The sequence below is a fragment of the Paracidovorax valerianellae genome (assembly GCF_900102625.1).
Taxonomy (GTDB): domain Bacteria; phylum Pseudomonadota; class Gammaproteobacteria; order Burkholderiales; family Burkholderiaceae_C; genus Paracidovorax; species Paracidovorax valerianellae.
This window is the reverse complement of the sequence record NZ_FMZC01000001.1, coordinates 214,608-240,421: the sequence shown is the minus strand read 5'-3', so window position 1 is coordinate 240,421 and position 25,814 is coordinate 214,608. Positions and strand designations below refer to the sequence as shown.

Below are 25,814 nucleotides of genomic sequence, written 5' to 3'. Positions count from 1 at the left end.
CGCCGCGCGGCTGTGGGACCCGGCTGGCAGGCTGTTCACAGGGCACCGTCGAACATCATCACGTCCACGGTGTCCCCGGCATTCACCGGGCCGCGGCCGTGCGGCAGCACGATGAGCCCATTGGACTGCACCATCGAACTGAGCACGCCGGAGCCTTGGTGGCCGGTCGTGCGCACCTGCAAGGCGCCGTCCGGCGCCGCCGAGACGATGCCGCGCTGGTATTCGGTGCGGCCGGGTTTCTTGTTCAGGGCCTCGGTGGTGGTGGCGCGCAGCATCGGCGCCGCCGGGCGGGTGCAGCCCATCGCCCGCAGCAGGGCCGGGCGCACGAAGGCGAGGAAGGCCACCATGGCGGCGACCGGGTTGCCGGGCAGCCCGAACCAAAGGCTGCTGGCTGTAGATTCATTGCTATTATTATGATAGCTATCTGCCTTAGTGTTTATTGCGCTGGAGGCCGATTCGATCATGGGTCCGTCCGGGCCCTCGCGGCGCAGGCGCCCGACCGCCATCGGCCGGCCGGGGCGCATCGCGACATGCCAGAAGGCCACGTCGCCCAGCCGCTGCACCGTCGAGCGCAGGTGGTCCGCATCGCCCTCGCTCACGCCGCCGCTGGTGATGACGGCGTCGGCCTGTCGGGCTGCCCGGCGAAGCGCGGCTTCCAGTTGCGCGGGGGTGTCGGGCACCACGCCCAGGTCGATCGGCTCCACGCCCAGGCGGGCCAGCAGGCCCAGGAGCGCGTAGCGGTTGCTGTCGTAAACGGCACCCGCACGCGGTGCGTCGCCCGGGCTCAGCAGTTCGTCGCCGGTCGAGAAGCACGCCACGCGCAGCCAGCGGAACACGTTGACGCTCGGCAGCCCCAGGCTGGCGACGAGGCCCAGCGCGGCGGGCGTGAGCCGCTCGCCGCGGGCCAGGGCCACGCGGCCCTGCATCAGGTCTTCGCCCGCCCGGCGCCGGTGATCGCCCGGGCGCAGCAGGCCGGCGCCGATGTGCACGGTGTCGCCATCCACGCTGGCGAGTTCCTGCGGCACGACCGTATCGAGCCTTGGTGGCATCACCGCGCCGGTCATGATGCGCACACATTCACCGGGGCCTGCGCTGGCGGGCCTCGTCTGGCCGGCCAGAGCCGTGCCGACCACGCGCAGGGTCAGCGGCTCGCCCGGGGCCACTTGCAAAAGCTGCGAGCCATCGAATGCATAGCCGTCCATGGCCGAGTTGTCATGCGGAGGCACGCTGATGGGCGAAACGAGATCGGTGGCGAGCACCCGGTCCAGCGCGGCGAAAAGGCTCACCGATTCGGTCTCTGCCAAGGGTTGCACCAGCTGCTGCAGGAAGGCGGTGACGGCCTCGGCGGGCAGTGCCTTGGGCTGGTAGCCGGTTACGCTGGCGGCGATCTCGGAAAGGGTCTTCGTTGTCATGCGGCGCGAAAGAGGGGAGAAGCGGGCAGCCAACGCACCATGTGCAACTTGTCGTGGCCGATGCCGTCGATGACCACCGCGCGCGGCAGCGTGCCCCAGGCCTGAAAGCCGGCGCGCTCGTACAGGCGGACGACGTGCGTGTTGGCGGCGGTGACGGTGAGCACCAGTTGCTCCAGGCCGGCGACGCGCTCGGCGTGCTCCACGCAGGCTTGCACCAACTGCCGGCCGATGCCGCTGCGCTGCGCGCCCGGCGCCACCATCATGCCGACCACGCTGGCGCAGTGGCGCTGCTGCAGGCGCGCTTCGCGGTCGCAGCCGATGCTGCCCAGCAATTGGCCAGCGGCATCGAAGGCCCCGAGAAAGAACTGGCCGGTGGCCGGGTCGCCGAACCGCTCTGCATACGACTCGGCCGGGCGCAGCACGGCGCTGGCGTAGTCCGATGTGAAGGCCTCGGGGGCGCAGCGCAGGGATTCGTCGCGCAGCGCCTTGTAGGCGTGCACGTGGGCGGCGCCCAGCACTTCGATGCGCAAGGCGGAATCGGTCGTCAGGGGGATCGAAATCATCGCGGTGACGGAGTGAGCGCGCGTTCGAGCGCGTGCAGTTCGGCCAGGGTGTTGGCGTTGCAAAAGCCGAGCGGGTCGTCGCCCGGCCGGTCGAAGGCAGCCACCGCGCACCGGTGTTGGTCCGTCCAGGCGCCGATCTTGCGGCCGCCCTCGGCCAGGAACTGCGCCAGCGGCTCCCTCAAGGTGGCGCGCATCAGGCAGAACACGGGCTGGTTGCGCAAGGGGGCTGTGCCTGATGCCCCCTCTTCATGAGGTGCATCGGGTTGGAATGCGTCGATTTGGGGGGCGGCAGCGATGGCCAGGTCTGCCTGCCCGGCCAGCGCCGCGGCCAGCAGGCGCTCGGCCACATCGGGCGGAAACAGCGGCGTGTCACACGGCACGGCCAGCAGCCAGGGCGTATCGCAGCGCGAAAGGCCGGCCAGAAAGCCGGCCAGCGGGCCGGCATGGCCGGGCACCGTGTCGGGCAGCACCGGCGCACCGAACGCGGCGTAGTGGTCGAGGTGCCGGTTGGCGCTGATGAGCACCGTCCCGACCTGCGGCTGCAGACGGCGCAGCGCATGCAGCGCCAGCGGCTCGCCCTGGAACGGCTGCAGGCCCTTGTCCTGCCCGCCCATGCGCGTGCCCTGGCCGCCCGCCAGCACCAGCCCGGTGATGCCGGTGGGGCTGCCTGCGGTGGCGGTGCGCTTCAAAGGCTCTGCGCCATGCGGTCCGGTCCCCATTCGTCACCCGCCGATGTAGCTCATTTCCACCCGCCGGGCGCCCTGGCCCGCATCGGGCGGCAGGCTGCTGCGCAGTTCCGAGTAGCGGTCGGTGCGGCCGTTCCAGATGCCGGCCACGGCGGCGGCGATGTCGGCCTCGGTCGCGCCGCCGCGCAGCAGGCTGCGCAGGTCCCACCCCTGGGTGGCGAACAGGCACAGGTACAGGCGGCCTTCCATCGACAGGCGGGCGCGGTTGCAGTCGCCGCAAAACGCCTGGGTGACGCTGCCGATCACGCCCACCTCGCCCAGCGCAGGGTCGTGCCGGCCGGTGGCGTCGGCATAGCCCCAGCGGCGGGCGGTTTCACCGGGGGCCAGTTCCGGCAACGGCACCAGGGGCAGGTGGGCCTGCAGCCGCTCGATCACGTCGGCGGAGGGCAGCACCTCGTCCATGCGCCAGCCGTTGGTGGCGCCCACGTCCATGTATTCGATGAATCGCAGCGTCACGCCCGTGCCGCGAAAGTGCCGCGCCATGGGCACGATCTCGTGGTCGTTGGTGCCGCGCTTGACCACCATGTTGACCTTGATGCGCGAAAACCCAGCAGCCTGCGCCGCATCGATGCCGGCCAGCACCTCGGCCACGGGAAAGTCCACGTCGTTCATGTGACGAAAGACCGAGTCCTGCAGGCTGTCCAGGCTGACGGTGAGGCGGTTGAGCCCGGCGCTCTTCAACGCCCGGGCCTTGCGGGCCAGCAGCGAGCCGTTGGTGGTGAGGGTCAGGTCCGGCGCCGTGCCGTCGGCCAGGCGCAGCTCGGACAGCATGCCGACCAGGTTTTCGATGTGCTTGCGCAGCAGGGGCTCGCCGCCGGTGAGGCGGATCTTGCGCACACCATGCGCCACGAATGTGCGGGCCAGCTGGGTGATTTCTTCGAAGCTGAGCAGGGCGCTGTGCGGCAGGTAGGGGTAGTCCTTATCGAACACCTCCTTGGGCATGCAGTACGCGCAGCGGAAGTTGCAGCGGTCGGTGACGCTGATGCGCAGGTCCCGCAGCGGGCGCCCCCGCGTGTCGATGAGCCGCCCCGTCGGGGCCGCCACCGCGCCCGTTGGCACGGCGGGGCGCAGCGCCGCGATGCGCTGGTCCACCAGGGGGATGACACGTTCAGCCATGGGCGGATTTTGCCGCATGGCCCCGGTAGGGGTAATGGGGGCGGCGGGCGGCGGTCAAACGCAGCGGCCGCCGTCCACTTCGATGCAGACCCCGCTCACGAAGGCCGCCTCGTCGCTGGCCAGGTAGAGCGCGGCGTTGGCCACGTCGAGCGCCGTGGAAAAGCGCCCGAGCGGAATGGTGGCGAGAAACTTCGCGCGGCGTGCATCGTCCACGGGGCCGCCGGCGAATTCGGCGGCCAGGCCGGTGTCGGGGTTGAACACGGGATTGATGCAGTTCACGCGGATGTTGTCGGGCCCCAGCTCGGCGGCCATCGACTTGCTGGTGATGATGACCGCGCCCTTCGATCCGTTGTACCAGGTGAGCCCTGGCCGTGGCCGCAGACCCGCCGTGGAGGCGATGTTGATGAAGCTGCCGCCCGCCTCGCCCGGGTTGGCGCGCATCGCCGGCACGGCGTGGATGGCCGTGAGGTAGATGCTTTTGACGTTGATGGCATACACCTTGTCGAACTCTTCCTCGCTCACCTCCAGCATGGGGCGGTTGCGGTGCGTCCAGCCGGCGTTGTTGACGACCACGTCGAGCCGGCCGTGCAGGCGCACGGCCTCGGCCACCAGGGCCTTGACCTCGTCCGAGCGGGTGACGTCGGCCGCGAAGAAGTCCGCCGTGCCGCCGGCGGCGCGGATCTCGGCCACCACGCGCTCGCCGCCCGGGGCCTGGATGTCGTTGACGATGACCCGGCCGCCCTTGGCCGCGAGCCGTTTGGCGATGCCTTCGCCGATGCCGTTGCCGGCGCCGGTGACGATGATGGATTTGCCGTGCACGCGCATGAAGCCTCCGATGGCGCTATGTTTTCGATAGCTGCCTGCGCAATATCTACCACGGCATCTCCGGGTTTTTACCCGAACCTGCCTCGCGGCGGGCGGCCGTGCGCTGCGCGGGCGGCCAGGGCAGTGTAGCGACGGGTCTGCCCGCCTGGGGCCCTGGCGCTGGCCCCTGCGCGACAGCGGGGCCTGCCTGGCGGCGTACCCAGAAGGCCGAGTCGGGCCAGCGGGTTTCCATGGCGTAGAAGCCCTGCAACTGCTTGCGGTACACGCGGTGAATGTCGCGCAGGTGGTCCGCATAGCGCTCGGGCGCCTGCCGATCGCCCGCCTCATGGGCGAGCACGGCCTGCGCGGCGCGCAGCCCGGTGTAGAGCGCGTTGCCGATGCCTTTGGACGACAGCGGATCGAAGGCGAGGGCGGCATCGCCCACCGCGAGCCACTGCGCGCCCGCCGCACGGTCGAGTTCCGCGCTGCACGCATCGGCGCCCTGTGTGGGGCCGTGCGGGCGGTAGCCGTGCTCGGCGCAGAGCGCTCCCAGGTGCGTGGTGCGCTGCAGGTGCTGCCAGAGGCCGTTGTCTTCCAGCAGCGCGCGGCGGTCCATCAGGTCGGCATCGCCCAGAAACGCCACGACGCGCTCGCCGCTGGGCAGCAGCACGCTGTACCACCAGCCGTCCTCCACGGCCTCGACCCAGGTGCGGCCGTCCAGATCGGTGCGGGTGTCGCTGCGCAGGCGCTGGTAGAAGGCCAGCAGCCGGTCGTAGTGGCGGCGGCTGGCGCCCAGCCGGCAGGCCTGGGCGGCAACGCGGCCGGTGGCGTCGATCAGCCAGCGTGCGGTCACGGTGGACAGCGGCTCGCCGGGGCGGCGCAATTGCAGGCGGTGCGGCCCGGCCGGCAAGTCGGGCGCGTTGAGGCCAGGGCCTGCATCGGCTCCCGCTCCGGCCCTGGAAGGCGTTTCGTCGGGATCGCCGATCTGAAGATGGGTGGCCGCGGCGACCGTGCAACCGGCTTCGGCCGCCGCGGCGCGCAGGGTGGCGTCGAAGCGCACGCGGTCCAGTTGCAATCCCTCGCCGTGCAGTTGCCGCAGCGTGTCGTTGGCGTGCCCGGCCAGGCCACCCCAGTAGGCCAGCGTGCCGTAGCTGGGACGGTGGCCGTCCGCCATCACGCGGTCGAGCACGCCCAGGTCGCCCAGGAGGCTGCGCACCAGCGGCGGCAGCCCTTCGCCGATGCGAAAGGCCCGCTCGCCGCCGCCGTCGGCCAGCAGCACGCGCAGGCCAGCCCGTGCCAGGGGAATGGCGCAGGCGGCACCGGCCGGGCCGCCGCCGGCAATGGCCACGTCGAACGCCTGTTCGGTCTGCGGCGCCGGTTTGAACGGTTCCACCGGCACCGGGTCAGCCGCCCGCAGGACGCCGGCGCACCGGCAGGGGTGCGGCCTCGGCCTCGGCGTGGGAGCCGAAGTTGGCGCCGTGCGGCAGCGGGCGCGCCTTGGGGTTGACCGGTGCGGAGGCATCGGCTTCGCCCAGCGCGGTGAAGCCGGCCATCGGCGCGCGGGGCGCGGCCAGGGCGGCTTCGGTCAGGCTGGCGGCGTCGGCCGGCGCGACGTCGGGGCCGTACGACGCGACCATCATCTGCGCGGGAAACGCCGGGTCGTCCGCCACGCCCGGGCGCACCTCCACCAGGCCCATCGATCCGAAGATGCGCACCATCTCTTCCATCTGCCCGGCGGTGGTGCCGTGCAGCGGCTTGTTCCAGCTGGTGCGGTTGGCGAAGGCCTCGACGCGCCGGGCCATGGGTTGCTTCGGGTCCACCACGATGGCGTAGTCCTCGGCCGTCAGCACGTGGTTGGGCACGCGGGCAGGCCAGAAGGTCGGGGCAAACGGGTCGTAAGCGGTGTCGTAGCCCGCGCGGCAATACGCCGTGTCGGCCTGCCAGGGCAGGCCCATCCAGCGGTTGATGTCGCCCGGCCCCTGGGCATGGAGCGGCCCATGGGCCGACAGGGCGGTGGCCTGGTCGAGCGTGGGGCCGTAGCTGGGCTCGGCCACGCCTTCCGGGCGCTGGCGGATGCGGAAGGGGCTGCGGTACAGCGTCAGGTGGCGCATGGGCCACGTCATCTCGCAGCCGGGGTGGAAGGCGTCGGCCAGGCAGAACTCGAGCGCTGCGCGGTCCAGCGTGGCGGGCTGCTCTGCGAGCGGCACATCGTCGATGCTGGCCGGCAAGGGGCGGGCCGCGTCCCAGTCGGAGACGAAGTCGCCCTGCACCCAGCGCGCCAGCACGTCGCTCTGGGTCTGGCTGATGCTCGCGTTCTGGCGGGGGCTCTGGCCCGCCGGCACGGTCATCGCGTCGCCGTACAGCCAGGGCCAGGGCAGCTGGTTGCCGTCCGTGGGCTCGGGCGGGCGAAAGCTGTTGAACACCTGCCGGCGCAGCTCGGCATTGGGGTCGTAGCCGCCCGCGGGCGGCAGGGCGGACAGCCGCTCGATCAGCGCGGGGTTCTCGAAGTCGTACTGCCCCTGGTGGCCGAACAGCGTCGCGAAGCCCTGGTTCACCCATTGCAGGCCCGACAGGCGCTGCAGGATCGGGTACACGTCATCGGCGAACGAAATGGTGGCCGGCGTGGGCAGCCAGCCGGCCTGCACGTACAGGTTCTGCAGCAGGTCGTAGAGGGTGCGCTGGGTCTTGACCTGCGGGGCGTAGTTGGGCGGTGCAGTCACCACCCAGGCGGATTCGACCGGAATGGACTGGCCCTCGATGCGCACCGTGGCCGAGACCGGGCCGTCGCAGGTGTCGTCGTACCAGCCGTCGGCATTGATGAACGAATCGCCGTCGGCCGGGTTGAAGATCGGGCTGCCCGTGGGCGAGGCCGAAACACCGCGGCCGGGCAGGAACACCAGCCGGCCGCTGGCGTCGGTCTGCAACTCGCCGATCTGGACCGGCACGCCGGTGAGCTCGCCCGTGCACGGCACGGGCGCCGCATTGCGGCCCGCGATGCGCTGCACGCCCGCGTCGATCACCAGCGCGCTGCGCACTGCGGCCTTGGCATTGCGCAGCGGCAACTGGGTTTTGGCGGCTTCCGGAATGTCGAGCGCGATCTGCCACTGGTACCAGGCCGCCTTGCTGTTGGCGACGTGCACCGACCATTCGATGTCGGCCCAGTCCGAGGTCAGCTCGCGCACCACGTCGCCCGCGGCGTTGTAGCCGTAGATGCGGAACTGCGCCGCCTCGCGCTTCAGCGCGCCGGCCGCGTCGCGGTAAAAGCCCTGGGGCTGCGGCGGCGGGCTTACCACCTGCGGGCCGAGATAGAAGTCTTTCGCGCTGTTGCCCACCCGGCCAATGCCGATGGCAGGGTGGATGGCGGCGCGCACGATGCGGGTGTCCTTCGCGGCGGGGTAGTCCACGCCGGGCGCGTACTGCGCAGGCCGCGGCACCACGGGCTCGCCCAGCGGCACGCCGTTCACGTTGCGGCGGTTTTCGGACGAGGCCCGGTACACGGCCTTGCGCGCCTCGGCGATGCTGCCCATGGGCATGTGCTCGGGCAGCGCATGCCAAGGGTTGAAGGCCAGGTTTTCGCCATAGGGTGACTGGCCGCGCGCATCCAGGTCCTGCTGGGGAAGCTCCAGAATGCCGACCTCGATCGGCACGCTGGCCTTCTCGCTCCAGCGCACGGTGGCGGCGTCCAGCGGCATGTCGTGGTCGTTCGTCTGGAACTGCACCAGAAACCGAAAGCGCGCAGGGCCCTTGCGCAGCCGCGCGTGCAGATCGGCGCGCAGGTAGAAGGGGTCGTCGAAGTCCGGCGGCGCGTCGGCCGGCGGCGCCTCCAGCGGCTCGATCTTGTATTTGACGAATCGGCCCTGGCCGAAGCACGAAGGCAGCACGCTCCAGTAGTCGGTGGCCAGCACGGAGTCCACCGTTTTTTCCATGTCGTTCAGGATCTGCGCGGTGACGGGGTGCGCCTTCAGGTAGGCGTCGCCCCGTCCGTGCAGCGATTCGCAGGTGAACTCGCACATGTCCCGGGCCGTGTCGGTGAAGAACACGTCGTGGTTCTGCAAGATGAAGTCCTGCGTGGTGGCGTCCTGGTCGGGCTCCAGCAGCTTGCGGCCTTCGACGCCGAAGAGCTTGATGGCGATGCCCGTCGTGCCCTTCAAGTCGGGGTTGCCCGGCTGCACGTCGGCGGAAAACCTCACCCATGCCGGGTAGTGCGGCGCCTGCCCGAACACGCCCACCCGCAGCTCGGGCGGCAGGCCGGGATCGACGATGAACCGGCCGTGCGCCGCGCCGTGCAGGCGCAGGAACACCGGCCGCGTGGCCGGGTCGCGCCCGGCGGCCATGCCCTTGCCCTGAAAGTAATCGACGAACAGTTGCTTGAGCCCGGCCACGGGATCGGTGTCGCAGCAGCAGGGGCTGGGCGGCAGGGTCGGTGGCAGGGTGATGGGGGTGGTGCCGTCGCTGGCGCTGGTGGCCGACGGCATGGGTGGAACAGACGTGCTTTTCATCGCAACCCTCCTTTGTTTTATGAATCGTCGTCTTGGACGATGTAACGCTCCCGTCCCAAAGCGGGCGCATGCGCCGTTCACGTTTGGGACGAAGCATTCTGCGGGGGAAGCAGCACGTATTTATTCAGGGTTTCCACGGGGTGGAAACAAGTAGAAAAGGCGAGAAAAGGCGAAGAGTCGGTTTTGGCGGACGCGGGCAGGGTTGGGAGGGCAGCAGGCTGGCCAAAACCGCGCGGTAGATGTGGTGAATGAAAATAATTATCATTTCCAAATGAGCGTTGTCGGTCGGGCGCTGTCGATGCATCGGCCATCGCCCCGGCAACGCGCAGGTCGCCCGGTCATCCGTTCCATCCCTTTTCGAAAGTGAAAACCATGCCCCATACGCTTCCCGCCTTGCCCTACGCCTACGACGCGCTCGAGCCGCACATCGACGCGCAGACGATGGAAATCCACCACACCAAGCACCACCAGACGTACGTCAACAACCTGAACGCCGCGCTGGAAGGCACGCCGCAGGCCGACCTGTCCATCGAAGCGCTGGTGGCCCAGGTGCAGACCCTGCCCGAAAAGCTGCAGGCGCCGGTGCGCAACAACGGCGGCGGACACGCCAACCACAGCCTGTTCTGGACCGTGATGGCGCCGGCCGGGCAGGGCGGCGGCGGACAGCCTTCCGGCGAACTGGCCCAGGCCATCGATGCGGACCTGGGCGGTTTCGATGCCTTCAAGGAAGCCTTCACCAAGGCCGCGCTCACCCGCTTCGGCAGCGGTTGGGCCTGGTTGTCGGTCACGCCGGCCGGCAAGCTGGTGGTGGAGAGCAGCGGCAACCAGGACAGCCCGCTGATGGCCGGCCTGCTGTCGGGCAACACGCCCATCCTGGGCCTGGATGTGTGGGAACACGCCTACTACCTCAAGTACCAAAACCGCCGTCCTGAATACATCGCTGCGTTCTATAACGTCGTGCACTGGGACGAAGTGGCGCGCCGCTTCGCGAAAGCGCGCGGTTGACGCCCAGGCGATGCCGCAGCGATCCTTCGACCAGACCGTTTCCCTGATTCCATAAACGACACCTTCCTCCCACCGGGGCCTTGCACATGAACGCTGACGACACACTTTCCGGACGCTCCGGCTGGCGGATGCGCAGGTGGCTCGGCGTGGCCATCGCGGTGGCGGGGGTGCTGGTGCTGGGACAGCAGTTCATGCAGTTTCTGGCCGGCAACCCGCGCGTGGAAGAGGCCTGGCATGGCGGGCTGGTGGCTGCGCTGGCGACCGCGCTGGGCACGCTGCCGGTGGTGTTCTCGCAGCGCTTGTCCGAGCGGGTGCAGGACACGCTCTTCGGCTTCGGCGCCGGGGTGATGCTGGCGGCCTGCTCGTTCTCGCTGATCATTCCGGGCATTGCCGCGGCCCAGTCTGCAGGCGCCGGGGCCTGGGGCGCGGGCGGCATCATCGGCACGTCCATCCTGTTGGGCGGCCTGGCGTTGCTGGTGATGGAGCGGCTGCTGCCGCACGAGCATTTCATCAAGGGCGTGGAGGGCGGCCCCTCGCCGCGCACGCTGCGACGCACCTGGCTGTTCGTCTTCGCGATCGCGCTGCACAACCTGCCTGAAGGGCTGGCCATCGGCGTGGCGTATGCCGGCGCCGACGCGCTGCGCGCCGGCACGCTCACGGCGGGCATCGCCATTCAGGACGTGCCCGAAGGCCTGGTGGTGGCCGTGGCCCTGCTGGCTGCGGGCTACAAGCGCTGGCTGGCCGTGGGGCTGGGCATGGCGTCGGGCCTGGTGGAGCCGCTGGGCGCGGTGCTGGGCGCCACGGTGATCGGCATTTCCGCCAACCTGCTGCCCTGGGGGCTCGGGTTCGCGGCCGGCGCGATGCTTTTCGTCATCAGCCACGAGATCATTCCCGAGTCGCACCGCAAGGGCCACGAAGCCTGGGCCACGGGTGGGCTGATGATCGGCTTCGTGATCATGATGATCCTGGACACGGCGCTGGGCTGACCTTGCAGCCTTTGCATCAAAAAGGCCTCCAGCGCAATATCCACTAGGGTGTATTGCTAATAAATTTGTAGCAATCGCCTATCCGTGGCGAATCGCCACCGTCTTGAGCGTGGTGAACCCGTACAGCGCCTCGAAGCCTTTTTCGCGGCCGTGGCCGCTTGACTTCACGCCGCCGAAGGGCAGCTCCACCCCGCCGCCCGCGCCATAGTTGTTGATGAACACCTGGCCGCTGGCGATGCGCCGCGCCATGCGGAACTGCCGGGCGCCGTCGCGTGTCCACACGCCCGCCACCAGGCCGAAGCGCGTGGCATTGGCCAGCTCGACCGCGTGGTCCTCGTCCTCGAAAGCCATGGCCGACAGCACCGGGCCGAAGACTTCTTCCTGCGCCAGGCGGTGGTCCACCGGCACGTCTCGCAGCAGCGTGGGCGCCTGGTAGAAGCCCGTTTCAGGCGCTTCGTCCACCACGGTGCCTTGCGCCACCAGCGGAATGCCGGCCACCTGGGCGTCGGAGAGAAAGTCCCACACGCGCTGCTGCTGGCTCTGGCGGATGAGCGGGCCCACGTCCAGGTCCATGGCCGCGGGGCCCACGCGCAGGGCCTCGAAGGCGTGGCCCAGGCGCTCCAGCAGCGGCTCGTAAATAAGCGAATCGATCAGCACGCGCGAGCCCGCCGAGCACGTCTGGCCGGCGTTCTGCACGATGGCGTTGATGACCACGGGCACCGCCGCGTCCAGATCGGCGTCGGCAAAGATCACCTGCGGGCTTTTGCCACCCAGCTCCAGCGTGACGGGGCAATGCCGCTCGGCCGCCGTCTGCTGGATCAGCGTGCCGATGCGCGGGCTGCCGGTGAAGCTGATGTGGTCGATGCCCGGGTGGCGCGCCAGCGCATCGCCCGCCTCGTGGCCGTAGCCTGTGACGATGTTGATGGCCCCGGCCGGAAAGCCCGCCTGCGCGGCCAGTTGCGCCACGCGCAGCAGCGACAGGCAAGCGTCTTCGGCCGGCTTGACGACGCACACGTTGCCCGCCGCCAGCGCGCCGCCCACGCAGCGCCCGAAGATCTGCATGGGGTAGTTCCACGGCACGATGTGCCCGGTCACGCCATGCGGCTCGCGCCAGGTGAGCACGCTGTAGCCGTCCAGGTAGGGCAGGGTTTCGCCGTGCAGCTTGTCGCACGCGCCGGCATAGAACTCGAAGTAGCGCGCCAGCGCGTGCGCGTCGGCCCGGGCCTGCTTGGTGGGCTTGCCGCAATCGCGCTGTTCGATGGCGGCCAGTTCCTCGGCATGTTCGGACACCAGCATCGACAGCCGCATCAGCAGCCGGCCCCGCTCGGCCGGCGCCAGCTTGCGCCACACGGCTTCGTGGCACTGCCGTGCCGCGTGGACCGCCGCGTCGATGTCCTCCTCGGTGCCGCGCTGGATCTCTTCGAAGGGCTGCCCGTCGGACGGGTCGATCACGGCGATGGTGCGGCCGGAAGACGAGGCCACGGGCGCATTGGCGATGTAGTGGAACTGCATGGGCGGATTGTGCGCCAGCAGGCGCCGGGCACCGCCTGCCGAAAGGCGTAGGGGCACCCGTGCCGTGTCGCCAAAAGCACTCGTGCAGTGCAGCGGCGTTCGCTGGCTCAGCCGCTCAGAGGTTCAGCCACCCGCTGCGCGCAGCGCGGGCAGGTCGCACACCTCGATCTCGCCGCGGTGCACCTGCAGCAGGCCGCGCGCCTGCAGTTCTTTCAGTATCTGGTTGATGGTCTGGCGCGAGAGGGCCAGCATCAGCGACAGCTCTTCCTGCGACAGCGCGATCACGCGCCGCGAGCGGCTTGCATCGGTCCACTGGCCGTAGCCTTCGGCCATCAGCGCCAGCCGGCGCGCCACCCGTTGCGGCGCGGGCAGCAGGGCCATCTCTTCCAGGGCGATGAGGGCGGTGCGCAGCTTGTCGGTCAGCAGCAGGGCGAGCGCATGCCAGTGCGGCGGGTGCCGCGCCAGGTGGGCCAGCAGTGGCTCCTGCGGCACGTGCACCAGCGTGGCGTGGGTGGCCGCGTGCGCGTCGTGCGTGCGCACCGAGCCGTCGAACAACGCGATCTCGCCGAACCAGGCCGGTGCCTCCAGCCGCGTGAGCAGCGAGGCACGCGCCTTGTCGCTCTGGCCGCCCACGCCCGAGATGTCGATGGCGCCGCGCACCACCGCATACAGCCCGCAGGGCGCGTTGCCGCGCAGAAACAGCGCCTCGCCCGCAGCCAGCGACCGGGTCTCGGCCATGTCCATCAGCGCTTGCGCCAGGCCGGGCGGCAGCGCGGCGAACCAGCGGCCGGAGCGCAGTGTGGGCAGGTGATCGGCAGGCGAGTTCATGCGGAAGGTGAGGGGGCAAAGGTGGCCTAGGTCGGGCGGTTGGCACACGGGCGCCGGCCGGCACCGGGCGCTCGATCCATGGTGCAAGCCGTGGTGGCCGTTGTGTCGGCTGGCCGACAGACGCCCGTGCGGCGCTGGGGCGATTATTCCGCGCAGCGTTGACGCACAGACCCCGGAGACACCCTATGAAAACCCTGATCGACCACCTGTCGGGCTATGCCGACTACCACCGCGACCCGCGCAACATCCAGACCCATTTCATCGGCGTGCCCATGATCATGCTGGCGGTGACGGTGCTGCTGTCGCGCCCCGCATGGCTGCTGGGCGGCGTGCCGGTTTCGCTGGCGCTGCTGGCGGCGCTGGCCGCTTGCATCTTCTACTTCCGACTCGACGGGCGATACGGCGTCGCCATGGCACTGGTGCTTGCCGCCATGCTCGCCGTGGGCCAGTGGCTGGCGGCGCAGTCCACTGCGCTGTGGCTGGGCGCGGGGCTCGGGCTCTTCATCGTGGGCTGGGTGATCCAGTTTGTGGGCCATTACTACGAAGGCCGCAAGCCGGCGTTCGCCGACGATCTGGTGGGACTGATCGTCGGCCCGCTTTTCGTGGCGGCCGAACTGGGTTTTTTGATGGGCCTGCGACGCGAGGTGCTGGCGGCCATCGAAGCGCGCTCGGGGCCGGTGCGGCTGCGCGGGCAGGGTGCCACAGCCTGATCCGCTGATCCGCTGATTCGTTTGAGTCAAGGCGCCGGTGCAGACCGGCGCCAAGGCGTCAGCGGGGCGCGCGCTTGGTGAGCACTGGTTCGCTCACGCCCTGCACGCCGACCAGCGTGAGCACGGTGGTCAGGCTGATCTGGGCGCCTTTCCAGGCATCGGTGGGATCGAACCATTCGCCCAGCGAATGAAAGCCGCCGTTCTTGCCGCCGCTGCCCAGAATCACAGCCGGAATGCCCAGGCCCATCGGCACATTGGCATCGGTGCTCGCCGCACGCAGTGCGGGCTTGCCGCCCGTTGCGGCGATGGCAGCCACCGCAGCCTGCACGATCGGTTCTGCAGCGGCTGTGCTGCCCGCCGGCCGGTCGCCGATGAGCTTGGAGGTGGCCACAATTTTGGCCGGCGCGTTCCAGCGGCGGTTTTCCTCGGTCACCCCACGGTCGATGGCGGCCATGATGTCTCGCTCGGCCTGCAGCAGCGTGGGCAGCGCGTTGGAGCGAATGTCCACCGCCATGTTGGCATCGCCTGCGATGGTATTCACCGACGTGCCGCCGCCCACTTTGCCCACGGTGAAGGTCGTTTTCGGCTCGGCGGGCACCTGCACGTCGCCGATGTGCGCGATGGCGCGGCCCATGGCATGGATGGCGCTGGGCACTTGGCCGAAGGCGCCGAAGCTATGGCCGCCCGGCCCTTTGAAGGCCACCTCGTATCGGTGGCTGCCCGTGCCCTGGTTGAGGACGGTATCGCCCTCGCCGGGTTCCAGGCCCACCATGCCGTCGATGTCGCGGTGGTCTTTGAACAGGGCCTTCATGCCGCGCAGGTTGCCCAGCTCTTCCTCGCCCACGTTGCCGACGAAAACAATGTCGCCCACGGTTTTCAGTTGGCGCTCGTTCAGGGCCTTGAGCCAGGACAGCAGCACGGTCGCGCCACGCGTGTCGTCCGCAATGCCGGGGGCGTAGAGCTTGCCTTCGCGTTCGGTCACCGTGAGGTCGGTGCCTTCGGGAAACACCGTGTCCAAATGCGCCGAGACGACGAGCTTCGGTCCCCGGCCGGTGCCCTTGCGAATGCCGATCGCGTTGCCCTCGGCATCCAGGTAGGCGTCTGCGATGCCCAGCGCTTTCAGCCGGTCCACGAAGTAGCGGGCGCGTGCTTGTTCCTTGAACGGCGGAGCAGGAATCTGCACCAGCGTGCGCAACTCATCGACGGTGCGCTGGTGGTCGGTTCGCAGGTCTTCCAGCACCTGCCGCACGGAAGGCGAAGAGCCCACGGCCTGCAGTGCCTGCTGCACGGCAGGGTTGGGAGCCGCGGGCCCCTGCGCACGGGCTGCGGGCAGGCATGCCAGTGCGATCACGGTGAAGGCGAGGGCGGATGCCGTGGTGCGTGCGGTGCGTGCTGTCCGTGAAGGACGTGCAGAAACTGCAAGGCGCAGGGTGCTGGAGCGGTGATCGGCGGTAAGGGTCATGCGATTCAAAGATGTTGAAGGAGTGGAAAAAAGAATGGATCAGAAGGGCGGCAGAACCGGAAAAGTCGGGCCTGTCGAACGCGCACTGCGGCAAACATGCAAGACGGATGCCAAGCCCCTTTGCCGGGGCTCGGCCATGCGCCTTGTGCCGCATTGGCATGAAACCATGAAGCGCCAGGCTGAGGCCATCGCCATGTTCATCACCCCGCGTGAAACCGCACCACCAGCGGCACGATCAGCAGCGCCACGATGTTGATGATCTTGATGAGCGGGTTCACCGCCGGCCCGGCCGTGTCCTTGTAGGGGTCGCCCACGGTGTCGCCGGTGACGGCGGCCTTGTGCGCCTCGCTGCCCTTGCCGCCGTGGTGGCCGTCTTCGATGTATTTCTTGGCGTTGTCCCAGGCGCCGCCGCCGGTACACATGCTGATCGCCACGAACAGGCCGGTCACGATGGTGCCCATCAGCAGCCCGCCGAGCGCCCGCGGCCCGAGCAGCAGGCCCACGGCGATCGGAACCACCACCGGCAGCAGGCTGGGGATCACCATCTCCTTGATGGCGGCGGTGGTGAGCATGTCCACCGCCTTGCCGTATTCGGGCTTGGCGGTGCCTTCCATGATGCCGGGGATGGTGTTGAACTGGCGGCGCACCTCGACCACCACCGCCCCGGCGGCGCGGCCCACGGCCTCCATCGCCATGGCGCCGAACAGGTAGGGGATGAGCCCGCCGATGAACAGCCCCACGATCACCATCGGGTCGGACAGGTCGAAGCGGATGGCCTGCCCATAGGCCGAGAGCTTGTGCGTGTAGTCGGCGAACAGCACCAGCGCGGCCAGGCCCGCCGAGCCGATGGCATAGCCCTTGGTGACGGCCTTGGTGGTGTTGCCCACGGCATCGAGCGGGTCGGTGATCTCGCGCACGCTGGCGGGCATTTCGGCCATCTCGGCGATGCCGCCGGCGTTGTCGGTGATGGGGCCGTAGGCATCCAGCGCCACGACGATGCCCGCCATGCTGAGCATGGCCGTGGCCGCCACCGCCACGCCGTACAGCCCGCCGAGCGCGTAAGACACCAGGATGGCCACGCACACGCACAGCACCGGCCACGCGGTCGAGCGCATCGACACGCCCAGCCCCGCGATGATGTTGGTGCCGTGCCCCGTGGTGGAGGCCTGGGCGATGTGCCGCACGGGCGAATACTGCGTGCCCGTATAGAACTCGGTGATCCACACCAGCGCGGCCGTGAGCACCAGGCCCGTCGCGCAGGCGCCGAAGAGCCGCATCTGGCTGCCGCTGGCGGCGATGGCGTTGTCCGGCACCAGCCAGGCCGTCACGAACCAGAACGCGATGAGCGAGATCACGCCCGCAATCGCCAGGCCCTTGTACAGCGCGGGCATCACGTTCTTCATGCCGGGCGAGGCCTTCACGAAAAAGCAGCCCACGATGGACGCGATGATGGACACCGCCCCCAGCGCCAGCGGGTAGGTCACCGCGGCCACCGGCGCGGCGGTGACCATGAGCGCGCCCAGCACCATGGTGGCGATCAGCGTGACGGCATAGGTCTCGAACAGGTCGGCCGCCATGCCGGCGCAGTCCCCCACGTTGTCGCCCACGTTGTCGGCGATGACGGCAGGGTTGCGCGGGTCGTCCTCGGGAATGCCGGCTTCCACTTTGCCAACAAGGTCGGCCCCCACGTCAGCGCCTTTGGTGAAGATGCCGCCGCCCAGCCGCGCGAAGATCGAGATGAGTGACGAGCCGAAGGCAAAGCCGATCAGCGGGTTGAGCAGCGCCGCCAGGTCGGCCGTGGACGTGAACTGCCCGCGCCCCACCAGCAGCCAGCAAAAGCCGGTCACCCCCAGCAGCCCCAGGCCCACCACCAGCATGCCGGTGATCGCCCCGCCGCGAAACGCCACGTCGAGCGCCGGGCCCATGCCCTGCGTGGCGGCCTGGGCGGTGCGCACGTTGGCGCGCACCGACACGTTCATGCCGATGAAGCCGCAGGCGCCGGACAGCACCGCGCCCGCCACGAAGCCGCCGGCCGTCATGGCATCGAGGAACAGGCCGATCAGCACGGCCAGCACCACGCCGACGATGGCGATGGTGCGGTACTGCCGCGCCAGGTAGGCGGCCGCGCCGGCCTGGATGGCGCCGGCGATCTCTTGCATTCGGGGGTTGCCCGGGTCCTTGGACAGGATCCAGTGGCGGGCCCACAGGCCGTAGGCCACCGCGATCAATCCACAAACCAGGGCCAGGATCAGGGGAGGGTTCAACGCTGCCGGGTTCGCCATGCTCTTTCTCCTTGGGTGTCGATTGCACGGAAAGGAAACACAACGCATCGGTGGTGCTTCCGCTGCGTTGCTTCCTCGTGCCCCGGGGCCTGCGTGCGCGCAGGCAGGAGACGATTGGCCAACGGAGGCAATTTACTGCCAAGGGCCCGGGCGGGCAAGCACCGCCGGACGTGCGCCTAAAATCGCGCCACTCCCATCACCTCCTCAACCTTCAAAGATCCATGTCCCTCAACAACGTCACACCCGGCAAGAACACCCCTGAAACCTTCAATGTGGTCATCGAGATCCCCATGGACTCCGACCCCATCAAGTACGAGGTGGACAAGGAATCGGGCGCCATCTTCGTGGACCGTTTCATGACCACGGCCATGTACTACCCCTCCAACTACGGCTACGTGCCGCAAACGCTGAGCGGCGACGGCGACCCGGTGGACGTGCTCGTGATCACCCCTTACCCCCTGCTGCCCGGCGTGGTCGTGCCCTGCCGTGCGCTCGGCATCCTGAAGATGGAAGACGAAGCCGGCGTCGACGGCAAGGTGCTGGCCGTGCCCACCACCAAGGTCCTCAAGATGTACGAAAACTGGAAGACCGTGGACGACGTGAACCCGATGCGCCTGAAGGCCATCAGCCACTTCTTCGAACACTACAAGGACCTGGAAGAAGGCAAGTGGGTCAAGGTGCTGGGCTGGGAAGGCATCGATGCCGCCCACCAGGAAATCATCGAAGGCCTGGCCAACTACAAGAAGTGATTCGCAAGCGGTGAACTGACAGTCGCTGAGAAGCGCTGATCACCCTTGAGAGGCGACGCCTCTCCAAAAGCCTGCCGGCCTTCGTGCCCGCAGGCTTTTTTCATGGAGCGGTATCCATGGATGGGCATGGCCCGGGTGGTTTTGAATACTGTATATTTAAACAGTCATTCAAATTTCAGCATTCGATTCCAGCACTCGAGCCCGCCATGTCGCACCTTGCCCTTTCAACGCTTTCGTCCGGCGCCACTGCCCGGCGGGAGGGGGCTGCCCGACTGGATCTGCCCGGGGTCTGGCAGGGCGATGCACTGACGGCCCAGAGCGGCCGCGTGCAGCCCTCGGGCCATGCGCTGCTGGATGCCGCGCTGCCCGGCGGCGGCTGGCCGCTGGGGTCGTTGACCGAAGTGCTCCAGCCTCCCCAGGGCGGCGCCGAATGGCCGCTGGTGTTGCCGGCACTGGCAAAGGCTGCGGCACAGCGGGGCGGGCGCGTGGTGCTGGTGGCGCCGCCGTGCGAGCCGTTCGCACCCGCGCTGCAGGCGGCGGGCCTGCCGGCGGACCGGCTGTGCCGCGTGCGCCCCTTGCCCTCGCCACACGACAAATCGGCCGCATGGGCCAGCGAACAGGCCCTGCGCTGCCGCGATGTGCTGGCCGTGCTGGCCTGGCTGCCCCTGGCGCCGCCCGAGGCCCTGCGCCGCCTGCAACTGGCCGCGGCCCAGCAGGCCGCTCTGCTGTGGGTGTTTCGCCCGCAAGACCATCGCCAGCAAGCTTCGCCTGCGCCGCTGCGGCTTTGGGTGGTGCAGGGCCTTCCAACCGGGCAGGGCGCACGGCAATCCCGGGGGCTTCGGCTCGCCCAGGATCTGCAGGCGGAATCCTCGATGCCGAACGAGGGCAGGGCGCTCGGTACGCTGCAGGTGCACGTGCTCAAGCGGCGCGGCCCGCCGTTGATGCACCCGGTGCCCGTCTGCGCGCATGCGCCCGCGCTGTTCGCCGTGCTCGCCGCCGTGCGGGCCTTGAAGGCGCGCCGTTTTCCGTCCGATGCCTCCTCGCCAGCGGCGCAGGGCATGCCTCAGTCCGTGATGGCCTTTCAGGAGCCGGTCCATGCATTGGATCGCCGTGCCATCGTCGCTGGATGAACTGCCGCCCGGCGCCCCGGCCGCTTCGGCGGGCTGGTGGGCGCTGCGCTTCACGCCCCGGGCGGCATTGCTCGACGAAGCCTTGCTGCTGGAGGTCTCCAGCACCGAGCGCCTTTGGGGTGGCCGCGCCCGGCTGCTGGCGCTGATCCAGCAGCATCGGCCGGTGTTCGGTGAAGACGCCGAACCGAACGATCCTTCGCCGCCGCCCGCCGGGCCGCAGGCACTCGCCCAGGGCGCCACGGCCTTCGAAGCGCTGGCCTTGCTTCGGTTGGCCCAGGCTCGCGTTCGCCCACCGCGGCGGGTGCCGCACGATCTGCCGCTGCGCACCCTGACCGCCTTGCGCCCGCATGCCGCCAGCCTGGAGCGCATGGGCTGCCGCACACTGGGCGCGCTGCGCGCCCTGCCGCGCGCCGGCGTGGCGCGCCGGTTCGGTGCCGGCGTGCTGCAGGCGCTGGACCAGGCCTGGGGCGACGTGCCCCATCCCTTGCCCTGGATCGAACTGCCCGAGAGTTTTTCGCTGTCGGCCGAACTGCCCGCGCTCGCTACGTCGGCCAACACCTTGCTGTGGTCCACCAACCGGCTGCTCGGTGTGCTGCACGGCTGGCTGCAGGCGCGACAGCAGGGCGTGCTGTCGCTGGAGCTGTCCTGGCGCCACGACCTGCGCCGCATCGACGGTGTCGATTTGCCGCCTCAGCAAAGCCTGGCCGTGCGCACAGCCGAACCCACGCAGGACCTGGCCCATCTGCGCCGCCTGCTGGCCGAGCACCTGGGCCGCCAGTGCCTGGCCGCGCCGGTGAACCACATCACCCTGTGCAGCACCGAGACCGTGCCCCATGCCCAGGCCAGCGCCAGCCTGCTGCCGCCCAGCCCCGACGATGCGCGCCAGGCCCAGGGCGAACCCTGGCACCAGTGGGTGGAGCGGGTCTCGGCCCGGCTGGGAGCGCAGCAGGTGCAGGTGGCCGTGCTGCAGGCCGATCACCGGCCGGAATGCATGCTGCGCTGGGAGCCGGCTGCGGGCGGCGACCTCGGCAATGCCCGGACGGCTGCTGCCAACGGAGTTGGCGCCGTGGCGGCGGACGCCGCGCTGTGGCCCGGCTGGCTGATGCGCCCGCCCCAGCGGCTGGCTTTGCAGGGCAGCCGCCCGGTCTGGCACGGCCCTTTGACGCTGCTGGCCGGCCCCCACCGTTTCGACGGCGGCTGGTGGGATGCATCGCAGCACTTGGCGCGGCGCGATTACTTCGTGGCCCACAACGACACCGTGGGCACGGTCTGGATCTTTCGGCAATGGGCCGGCCCGCGCGAGGCCGGCCGGCACGACTGGTTCTTGCATGGGGTGTTCGGATGAGCAGCGCCCAGCCCCCAGCGCCCACTGGCCGTGTCGCAAAAAACGCCGCCCACGCGCTGCCGGACTATGCCGAGCTGCATTGCCTGACCAACTTCAGCTTTCAGCGCGGGGCTTCGCACCCTGTCGAACTGGTGCTTCGCGCGGCCGAACTGGGCTACACGGCGCTGGCGATCACCGACGAATGCTCGGTGGCCGGCGTGGTGCGGGCGCACACGGCGGCCAAGAAATGCGGCCTGACCCTCATCGTGGGCAGCGAGTTCGCCTGGGGCGACCTGCGCCTGGTGGCGCTGGCGCGCAATGCCGAAGGCTGGGGCAACCTGTGCGAGTTCATCACTGCCGCGCGGCAGGCGGCGCCCAAGGGCGAATACCGCCTGCACGCGGGTACCGACTTCGCGCTGCTGCGCGGCTGCGAGGTCCTGCTGGCGCCACGACGCGATCAACTAGATGCTACTGATTTGATAGCTATCAGAGCATGTTTTTCTAAGGCGCAGGGGCAATTGAATGCTATGGACATCGCCCCCTGGCTGGCGGTGGAGCAGCCACTGGCCCCCGACGACAGCCTGTGGCTGACCGCGCTGGAGCAAGTGGGCGATGCGCTGGGCCTGCCGCTCGTCGCTGCGGGCGATGTGCACATGCACGTGCGCGGCCGCAAGCGCCTGCAGGACGTGGTCACCGCCGTGCGCCTGGGGCGGCCCGTGGCGGACTGCGGCTTCGCGCTGCAGCCCAATGCCGAGCGCCACCTGCGCGCCCGAATGCGCCTGGCCGCCATCTACCCGCCCGCGCTGCTGGCGGCCACGCTCGCCGTGGCGTCGCGCTGCACGTTCAGCCTGGACGAGATCCGCTACCGCTACCCCAAGGAAACCGTGCCGGCCGGAATGACCCCGGGTGAAGCCCTGGCCTGGTACACCGAGCAGGGCGCCCAGGGCCGCTACCCGATGGGCGTGCCCGAGGCCGTGCGCACGCAGATCGCCAAGGAGCTCGACCTCATCGCGCACTGCCGGTACGAGATGTACTTTCTCACCGTGCACGACATCGTGCGATATGCCCGCAGCGAAGGCATCCTGTGCCAGGGCCGGGGCTCCGCCGCCAATTCGGCGGTGTGCTTCTGCCTGGGGATCACGGCGGTCGATCCGACCAAGACGCGGCTGCTGTTCGAGCGCTTCATCAGCAAGGAGCGCGACGAGCCGCCCGACATCGACGTGGACTTCGAGCACGACCGGCGCGAAGACGTCATCCAGTACATCTACTCCAAATACGGCCGCGAGCGGGCGGCGATCACGGCGGTGGTCATCAGCTACCGCACGCGCAGTGCGCTGCGCGACGTGGGCAAGGCGCTGGGCGTGGCGCCCGCCCTGATCGACGCCTTCGCCAAGGACCACCACTGGTTCGACGAGGCCATCGCCACCGACCGCCTGCAGGAACTGGCGGATTCCGTGGGCGCGCCGCTGGCGCCGCACATCGCCGAGCTGTGGCTCAAGCTGGCGCGCGATCTGAAGGGCTTTCCGCGCCACCTGAGCCAGCACGTCGGCGGCTTCGTGCTCACCGAAGGAAAGCTCACGCGGCTCGTGCCCGTGGAGCCCGCCAGCATGGCAGGCCGCTCCATCATCCAGTGGGACAAGGACGACTTGGACGACATGCACCTCATGAAGGTGGACGTGCTGGCGCTGGGAATGCTGAGTGCGCTGCGCCGCGCCTTCGACCTGCGCGCCGTGCTGCGCGACGAACGCTGGGAGCTGGCCAGCATCCCGCAGGACGATCCCGCCACCTACGACATGATCTGCGCGGCCGACACCGTGGGCGTGTTCCAGATCGAAAGCCGCGCGCAGATGAGCATGCTGCCGCGCCTGCGCCCGCGCGAGCTGTACGACCTGGTGGTCGAAGTCGCCATCGTGCGGCCCGGGCCGATCCAGGGCGGCATGGTGCATCCCTACCTGCAGGCGCGGGAGCGGCGGTTGCGGGGTGAGCCGCTGGTGCTGGAGCACGAAGATTTGACGGACGCCCTGGAACGCACGCTGGGTGTTCCCATCTTCCAGGAGCAGGTCATGCAGATCGCCATGATCGCTGCCCGCTTCACACCCGGCATGGCCGATGAGTTGCGCCGCTCCATGGCCGCATGGAAGCGGACCGGCGGCGTCCACCGTTTCGAAGAGCCGTTCATGGAGGGAATGGCCGCCAACCACTACAGCGAAGATTTCGCCAGGCGCATCTTCCAGCAGATCAAGGGCTTCGGCGAATACGGCTTTCCCGAAAGCCATGCCTACAGCTTCGCCTTGCTGGCCTACGCGAGCAGCTGGTTCAAGTGCTACGAACCCGCCTGCTTTCTGGCCGCGCTGCTCAACTCGCAGCCCATGGGGTTCTACACGCCCTCGCAACTGGTGCAGGACGCCGTGCGCCACGGCGTGCGCGTGCTGCCCATCGATGTGGTCCACAGCGACTGGGAGTCCACCCTGGAGGGCGAGCCGCAGCCCGTGCGCGGTGTGGCCGACCCGCAGCCCGCCGTCCGCCTGGGGTTGCGGCTGGTGGCAGGGCTGGGTGAGGCGGCGGCCGAACGGCTGGTCAAGGCTCGCGCGATTCAGGCGTTCGCCAACACCGAAGACCTCGCCCTGCGCGCCCGGCTGGACCGGCCCGCGCTGCAGGCCCTGGCGGCGGCCGATGCGCTGCGCTCTTTATCCGGCCACCGTCGCCAGCAGGCCTGGGACGCTGCGGCGCAGTGGCGTGCGCCGGCCCTGCTGCAGGACGCCGCGGTGAACGAGGCCCCGCTGGCCCTGGCCGAAGCGCCCGAAGGCGAAGAGATTCTGTTCGACTACGCCGCCACGGGCCTCACGCTGCGCCGGCATCCGCTCGCCCTGCTGCGCGGCCGGCTCGACCGCTGGCGCCTGCTCTCCGCCCTGGCGCTGCGCGACATGCCCAACGGGCGCCGCGTGCGAGCCTGCGGCATCGTCACCGTCCGGCAGCGGCCAGGGTCGGCTAAGGGCACCATGTTCATCACGCTGGAAGACGAGACGGGCCCCGTCAACGTCATCGTCTGGCCGTCGCTCGTGGAAACCTGGCGCAACGCACTGCTCCGATCGCGCCTGCTGGCAGTGGAGGGCCTGTGGCAGTCCAGCCCGAACCCCCCGGGAACGCCGCCAGGGCAGGGCGGCGCGGTGCGGCATCTGGTCGCGGAGCGCTGCAAGGACATGACCCCGCTGCTCGGCCGCCTGGCCCAGGCGCTGGACGGCAGCCGCGATTTCCATTGAGTTGCGAAAGAGAAAATCGGGCGGAACGGCGCGCTGTGCCACGGTGCCTGGTCCGGTCTTGCTGCTGCCAGTGCTGCCAATGCTGAGGCAGTGCGATGTGCCAGCAGCGACACGCGCTACCTATCTCCGTGCACCACCGCGGCGGCAATCCATTTACAAAGCGTAGCCCGACAGGTCCGGCTCATCGAGCTCGCGGTTCACCAGCTTCGCGAACGCATCGCGCACGCCCGGCAGGCTGGCCAGGTGCAGGGCGCCATGCAGCAGGTGAATGCCCAGGCGGCTGTGGGGATTCATCAGTCGCGGGCCGATCTTGGGCACGTTCTGGCCTTGCTCGACCATCGGTCGCATGGCCTTTTCATAGGCGGCGAAAGCCTCGTCGAGCCTGCCGCTGTCTCCAGTCCGTGCGATCTCGCCAGCGAGCACGTAGGCGCCGGTGAGCGCGAGCGTCGTGCCGATGTCTGCCAGCGGGGTGGCGCACCAGGCGGCGTCGCCCGTCAGCACCACGCGCCCTTGGTGCCAGCGCGGCAGGTGCACCTGCCGCAGCGCGTCGAAATAGAAGTCTTCGGTCGCCTCCATGCCGGCCAGCACGCGCGGTGCCTGCCATCCGGCATCGGCAAACTGTTCGCGCAGAAAGCGCTTTTGCGTGTCCGTGTCCCAGTCCTGTTCGCCTTTCGTGGGCCGCTGGATCGTCAGCATGGCGCGTGTGGTGCCGTGCCGGTCGGGCCGCAGGGAAACGCTGCGCCCGCCCGTCGTGTGATACCAGCGCCACATCCGGTCGTCGTCCGGCGCGCGGGGAATGGTGAAGTAGGCGAGCGTCAGGTCCATCCAGCGCGGCTCGTTCTTGCCGGCAAACACCAGCTCGCGCGTGGTCGAACCCACGCCCTCGGCGACGATCACCGCATCGAAGCGCTCGTGCGCCCCGCTGGCAAAGCGCACGGTCACTGCCCCGCCGGCCGGCATATCGTCGTCTTCGATGCCCACCACGTGGTCCCCGAACCGGTACTCGACCCGTCCGCGCACCGCGTCGTACAGCAGCCGCGCGAGGTCTCCGCGCAGGATTTCCATCTCGGCGGTGGGCCCGTCGCTGGCGAGCTCATCGGTCTTGAACTCGGCGACCGCCCGGCCGGCCTCGTCGATCCAGGCCGTGCCTTCCTCGCCCGTGCCCTGGTCCAGCGCCGCCCGTTCCAGTCCCATGCGGCGCAGCACCTCGCGGCCGACACCGCGCACGTCGATGTTCTGCCCGCCATCCCGGAACTCCGGCGCACGCTCGACCACGGTGACTTTGCAGCCGGCCTGAGACAGTGCCCAGGCAGCAGTGTTTCCGGCGACGCTCGCGCCCGTGACCAAGATGTGGCGTGGCATGGTTTCCTTGAATTTGAAAGCGGAAGATTCGCGGGCGCTCTGCAGCGGCCTCTGGGCGAAGGCG

19 protein-coding genes are annotated in these 25,814 nt (G+C 69.4%); 7 read left to right on the top strand and 12 right to left on the bottom strand.

What is annotated here, in order from left to right; genetic code table 11:
• Positions 1 to 35 precede the first annotated feature (35 nt).
• The 7 genes from moeA to BLT03_RS01065 all read right to left on the bottom strand — a co-directional run bounded on the left by moeA (position 36) and on the right by BLT03_RS01065 (position 9,140).
• Positions 36 to 1,412, bottom strand: a complete 1,377-nt coding sequence (gene moeA / locus BLT03_RS01095) for a molybdopterin molybdotransferase MoeA (protein WP_092739453.1) — start codon at positions 1,410 to 1,412, stop codon at positions 36 to 38.
• A complete protein-coding gene (locus BLT03_RS01090; protein WP_175537621.1) occupies positions 1,409 to 1,975 on the bottom strand; it encodes a GNAT family N-acetyltransferase in 567 nt (188 codons plus the stop codon). The genes moeA and BLT03_RS01090 overlap by 4 nt, the downstream gene beginning before the upstream one ends.
• Positions 1,972 to 2,589 carry a molybdenum cofactor guanylyltransferase MobA gene (gene mobA, locus BLT03_RS01085; protein WP_245711205.1) on the bottom strand — a complete coding sequence of 206 codons (618 nt, stop codon included), beginning with the start codon at positions 2,587 to 2,589 and terminating at the stop codon, positions 1,972 to 1,974. Before mobA ends, BLT03_RS01090 begins: the two co-directional genes overlap by 4 nt.
• 108 nt (positions 2,590 to 2,697) lie before the next feature.
• Entirely contained in the window at positions 2,698 to 3,837 is a 1,140-nt protein-coding gene (moaA, locus tag BLT03_RS01080) for a GTP 3',8-cyclase MoaA (RefSeq protein WP_092740039.1), read from the bottom strand.
• A gap of 54 nt (positions 3,838 to 3,891) precedes the next feature.
• Positions 3,892 to 4,662 carry an SDR family oxidoreductase gene (locus BLT03_RS01075; RefSeq protein WP_092739449.1) on the bottom strand — a complete coding sequence of 257 codons (771 nt, stop codon included), beginning with the start codon at positions 4,660 to 4,662 and terminating at the stop codon, positions 3,892 to 3,894.
• A 46-nt stretch (positions 4,663 to 4,708) separates the two neighbouring features.
• Positions 4,709 to 6,034 (bottom strand): FAD-dependent monooxygenase, encoded by a 1,326-nt coding sequence (locus BLT03_RS01070; protein WP_175537620.1) that lies wholly within the window; start codon positions 6,032 to 6,034, stop codon positions 4,709 to 4,711.
• Positions 6,035 to 6,044: 10 nt separating this feature from the next.
• Complete coding sequence (locus tag BLT03_RS01065) at positions 6,045 to 9,140, bottom strand: LodA/GoxA family CTQ-dependent oxidase (protein WP_245711185.1); 3,096 nt, start codon at positions 9,138 to 9,140, stop codon at positions 6,045 to 6,047.
• A gap of 372 nt (positions 9,141 to 9,512) precedes the next feature.
• Between BLT03_RS01065 and BLT03_RS01060 the strand changes: the two genes are divergently transcribed.
• Positions 9,513 to 10,145, top strand: coding sequence for a superoxide dismutase (locus BLT03_RS01060; RefSeq protein WP_092739445.1), 633 nt, complete (start codon positions 9,513 to 9,515; stop codon positions 10,143 to 10,145).
• A gap of 86 nt (positions 10,146 to 10,231) precedes the next feature.
• Positions 10,232 to 11,131, top strand: a complete 900-nt coding sequence (locus tag BLT03_RS01055) for a ZIP family metal transporter (protein ID WP_092739443.1) — start codon at positions 10,232 to 10,234, stop codon at positions 11,129 to 11,131.
• Positions 11,132 to 11,209: 78 nt separating this feature from the next.
• Here the strand turns inward: BLT03_RS01055 and BLT03_RS01050 are convergent, their stop codons facing one another.
• Both BLT03_RS01050 and BLT03_RS01045 read right to left on the bottom strand, forming a co-directional pair.
• Entirely contained in the window at positions 11,210 to 12,643 is a 1,434-nt protein-coding gene (locus tag BLT03_RS01050) for an aldehyde dehydrogenase family protein (protein ID WP_092740035.1), read from the bottom strand.
• Positions 12,644 to 12,766: 123 nt separating this feature from the next.
• Positions 12,767 to 13,471 carry a Crp/Fnr family transcriptional regulator gene (locus BLT03_RS01045; protein WP_092739441.1) on the bottom strand — a complete coding sequence of 235 codons (705 nt, stop codon included), beginning with the start codon at positions 13,469 to 13,471 and terminating at the stop codon, positions 12,767 to 12,769.
• A 185-nt stretch (positions 13,472 to 13,656) separates the two neighbouring features.
• Between BLT03_RS01045 and BLT03_RS01040 the strand changes: the two genes are divergently transcribed.
• Positions 13,657 to 14,181, top strand: coding sequence for an Mpo1 family 2-hydroxy fatty acid dioxygenase (locus BLT03_RS01040; RefSeq protein WP_092739439.1), 525 nt, complete (start codon positions 13,657 to 13,659; stop codon positions 14,179 to 14,181).
• A 58-nt stretch (positions 14,182 to 14,239) separates the two neighbouring features.
• Here BLT03_RS01040 and BLT03_RS01035 read toward each other — a convergent pair whose 3' ends face one another.
• A complete protein-coding gene (locus tag BLT03_RS01035) occupies positions 14,240 to 15,643 on the bottom strand; it encodes a M20/M25/M40 family metallo-hydrolase (RefSeq protein WP_092739437.1) in 1,404 nt (467 codons plus the stop codon).
• Between the two features lie 200 nt (positions 15,644 to 15,843).
• Complete coding sequence (locus tag BLT03_RS01030) at positions 15,844 to 17,925, bottom strand: sodium-translocating pyrophosphatase (protein WP_092739435.1); 2,082 nt, start codon at positions 17,923 to 17,925, stop codon at positions 15,844 to 15,846.
• 221 nt (positions 17,926 to 18,146) lie between these two features.
• On the opposite strand from BLT03_RS01030, the gene ppa reads away from it, so the two are divergent.
• The 4 genes from ppa (at position 18,147) to BLT03_RS01010 (ending at position 24,388) form a co-directional block, all read left to right on the top strand.
• Positions 18,147 to 18,674 carry an inorganic diphosphatase gene (gene ppa / locus BLT03_RS01025; protein ID WP_092739433.1) on the top strand — a complete coding sequence of 176 codons (528 nt, stop codon included), beginning with the start codon at positions 18,147 to 18,149 and terminating at the stop codon, positions 18,672 to 18,674.
• Between the two features lie 206 nt (positions 18,675 to 18,880).
• A complete protein-coding gene (imuA, locus tag BLT03_RS01020; RefSeq protein ID WP_092739431.1) occupies positions 18,881 to 19,804 on the top strand; it encodes a translesion DNA synthesis-associated protein ImuA in 924 nt (307 codons plus the stop codon).
• Complete coding sequence (locus BLT03_RS01015) at positions 19,770 to 21,149, top strand: DNA polymerase Y subunit UmuC family protein (RefSeq protein WP_092739429.1); 1,380 nt, start codon at positions 19,770 to 19,772, stop codon at positions 21,147 to 21,149. The genes imuA and BLT03_RS01015 overlap by 35 nt, the downstream gene beginning before the upstream one ends.
• Positions 21,146 to 24,388: an error-prone DNA polymerase gene (locus tag BLT03_RS01010; protein WP_092739427.1), complete on the top strand. Its 3,243-nt coding sequence runs from the start codon at positions 21,146 to 21,148 to the stop codon at positions 24,386 to 24,388. The genes BLT03_RS01015 and BLT03_RS01010 overlap by 4 nt, the downstream gene beginning before the upstream one ends.
• Positions 24,389 to 24,541: 153 nt before the next feature.
• On the opposite strand, the gene BLT03_RS01005 is transcribed toward BLT03_RS01010, so the two are convergent.
• Positions 24,542 to 25,750 (bottom strand): FAD-dependent monooxygenase, encoded by a 1,209-nt coding sequence (locus BLT03_RS01005; protein ID WP_092739425.1) that lies wholly within the window; start codon positions 25,748 to 25,750, stop codon positions 24,542 to 24,544.
• Positions 25,751 to 25,814: the final 64 nt, after the last annotated feature.

Coding starts and splice junctions, on each gene's coding strand:
- moeA (WP_092739453.1), bottom strand. CDS start 1,412: ATGACAACGAAGACCCTTTCCGAGATCGCCGCCAGCGTAACCGGCTAC.
- BLT03_RS01090 (WP_175537621.1), bottom strand. CDS start 1,975: ATGATTTCGATCCCCCTGACGACCGATTCCGCCTTGCGCATCGAAGTG.
- mobA (WP_245711205.1), bottom strand. CDS start 2,589: ATGGGCGGGCAGGACAAGGGCCTGCAGCCGTTCCAGGGCGAGCCGCTG.
- moaA (WP_092740039.1), bottom strand. CDS start 3,837: ATGGCTGAACGTGTCATCCCCCTGGTGGACCAGCGCATCGCGGCGCTG.
- BLT03_RS01075 (WP_092739449.1), bottom strand. CDS start 4,662: ATGCGCGTGCACGGCAAATCCATCATCGTCACCGGCGCCGGCAACGGC.
- BLT03_RS01065 (WP_245711185.1), bottom strand. CDS start 9,140: ATGAAAAGCACGTCTGTTCCACCCATGCCGTCGGCCACCAGCGCCAGC.
- BLT03_RS01060 (WP_092739445.1), top strand. CDS start 9,513: ATGCCCCATACGCTTCCCGCCTTGCCCTACGCCTACGACGCGCTCGAG.
- BLT03_RS01055 (WP_092739443.1), top strand. CDS start 10,232: ATGAACGCTGACGACACACTTTCCGGACGCTCCGGCTGGCGGATGCGC.
- BLT03_RS01050 (WP_092740035.1), bottom strand. CDS start 12,643: ATGCAGTTCCACTACATCGCCAATGCGCCCGTGGCCTCGTCTTCCGGC.
- BLT03_RS01045 (WP_092739441.1), bottom strand. CDS start 13,471: ATGAACTCGCCTGCCGATCACCTGCCCACACTGCGCTCCGGCCGCTGG.
- BLT03_RS01040 (WP_092739439.1), top strand. CDS start 13,657: ATGAAAACCCTGATCGACCACCTGTCGGGCTATGCCGACTACCACCGC.
- BLT03_RS01035 (WP_092739437.1), bottom strand. CDS start 15,643: ATGACCCTTACCGCCGATCACCGCTCCAGCACCCTGCGCCTTGCAGTT.
- BLT03_RS01030 (WP_092739435.1), bottom strand. CDS start 17,925: ATGGCGAACCCGGCAGCGTTGAACCCTCCCCTGATCCTGGCCCTGGTT.
- ppa (WP_092739433.1), top strand. CDS start 18,147: ATGTCCCTCAACAACGTCACACCCGGCAAGAACACCCCTGAAACCTTC.
- imuA (WP_092739431.1), top strand. CDS start 18,881: ATGTCGCACCTTGCCCTTTCAACGCTTTCGTCCGGCGCCACTGCCCGG.
- BLT03_RS01015 (WP_092739429.1), top strand. CDS start 19,770: ATGCATTGGATCGCCGTGCCATCGTCGCTGGATGAACTGCCGCCCGGC.
- BLT03_RS01010 (WP_092739427.1), top strand. CDS start 21,146: ATGAGCAGCGCCCAGCCCCCAGCGCCCACTGGCCGTGTCGCAAAAAAC.
- BLT03_RS01005 (WP_092739425.1), bottom strand. CDS start 25,750: ATGCCACGCCACATCTTGGTCACGGGCGCGAGCGTCGCCGGAAACACT.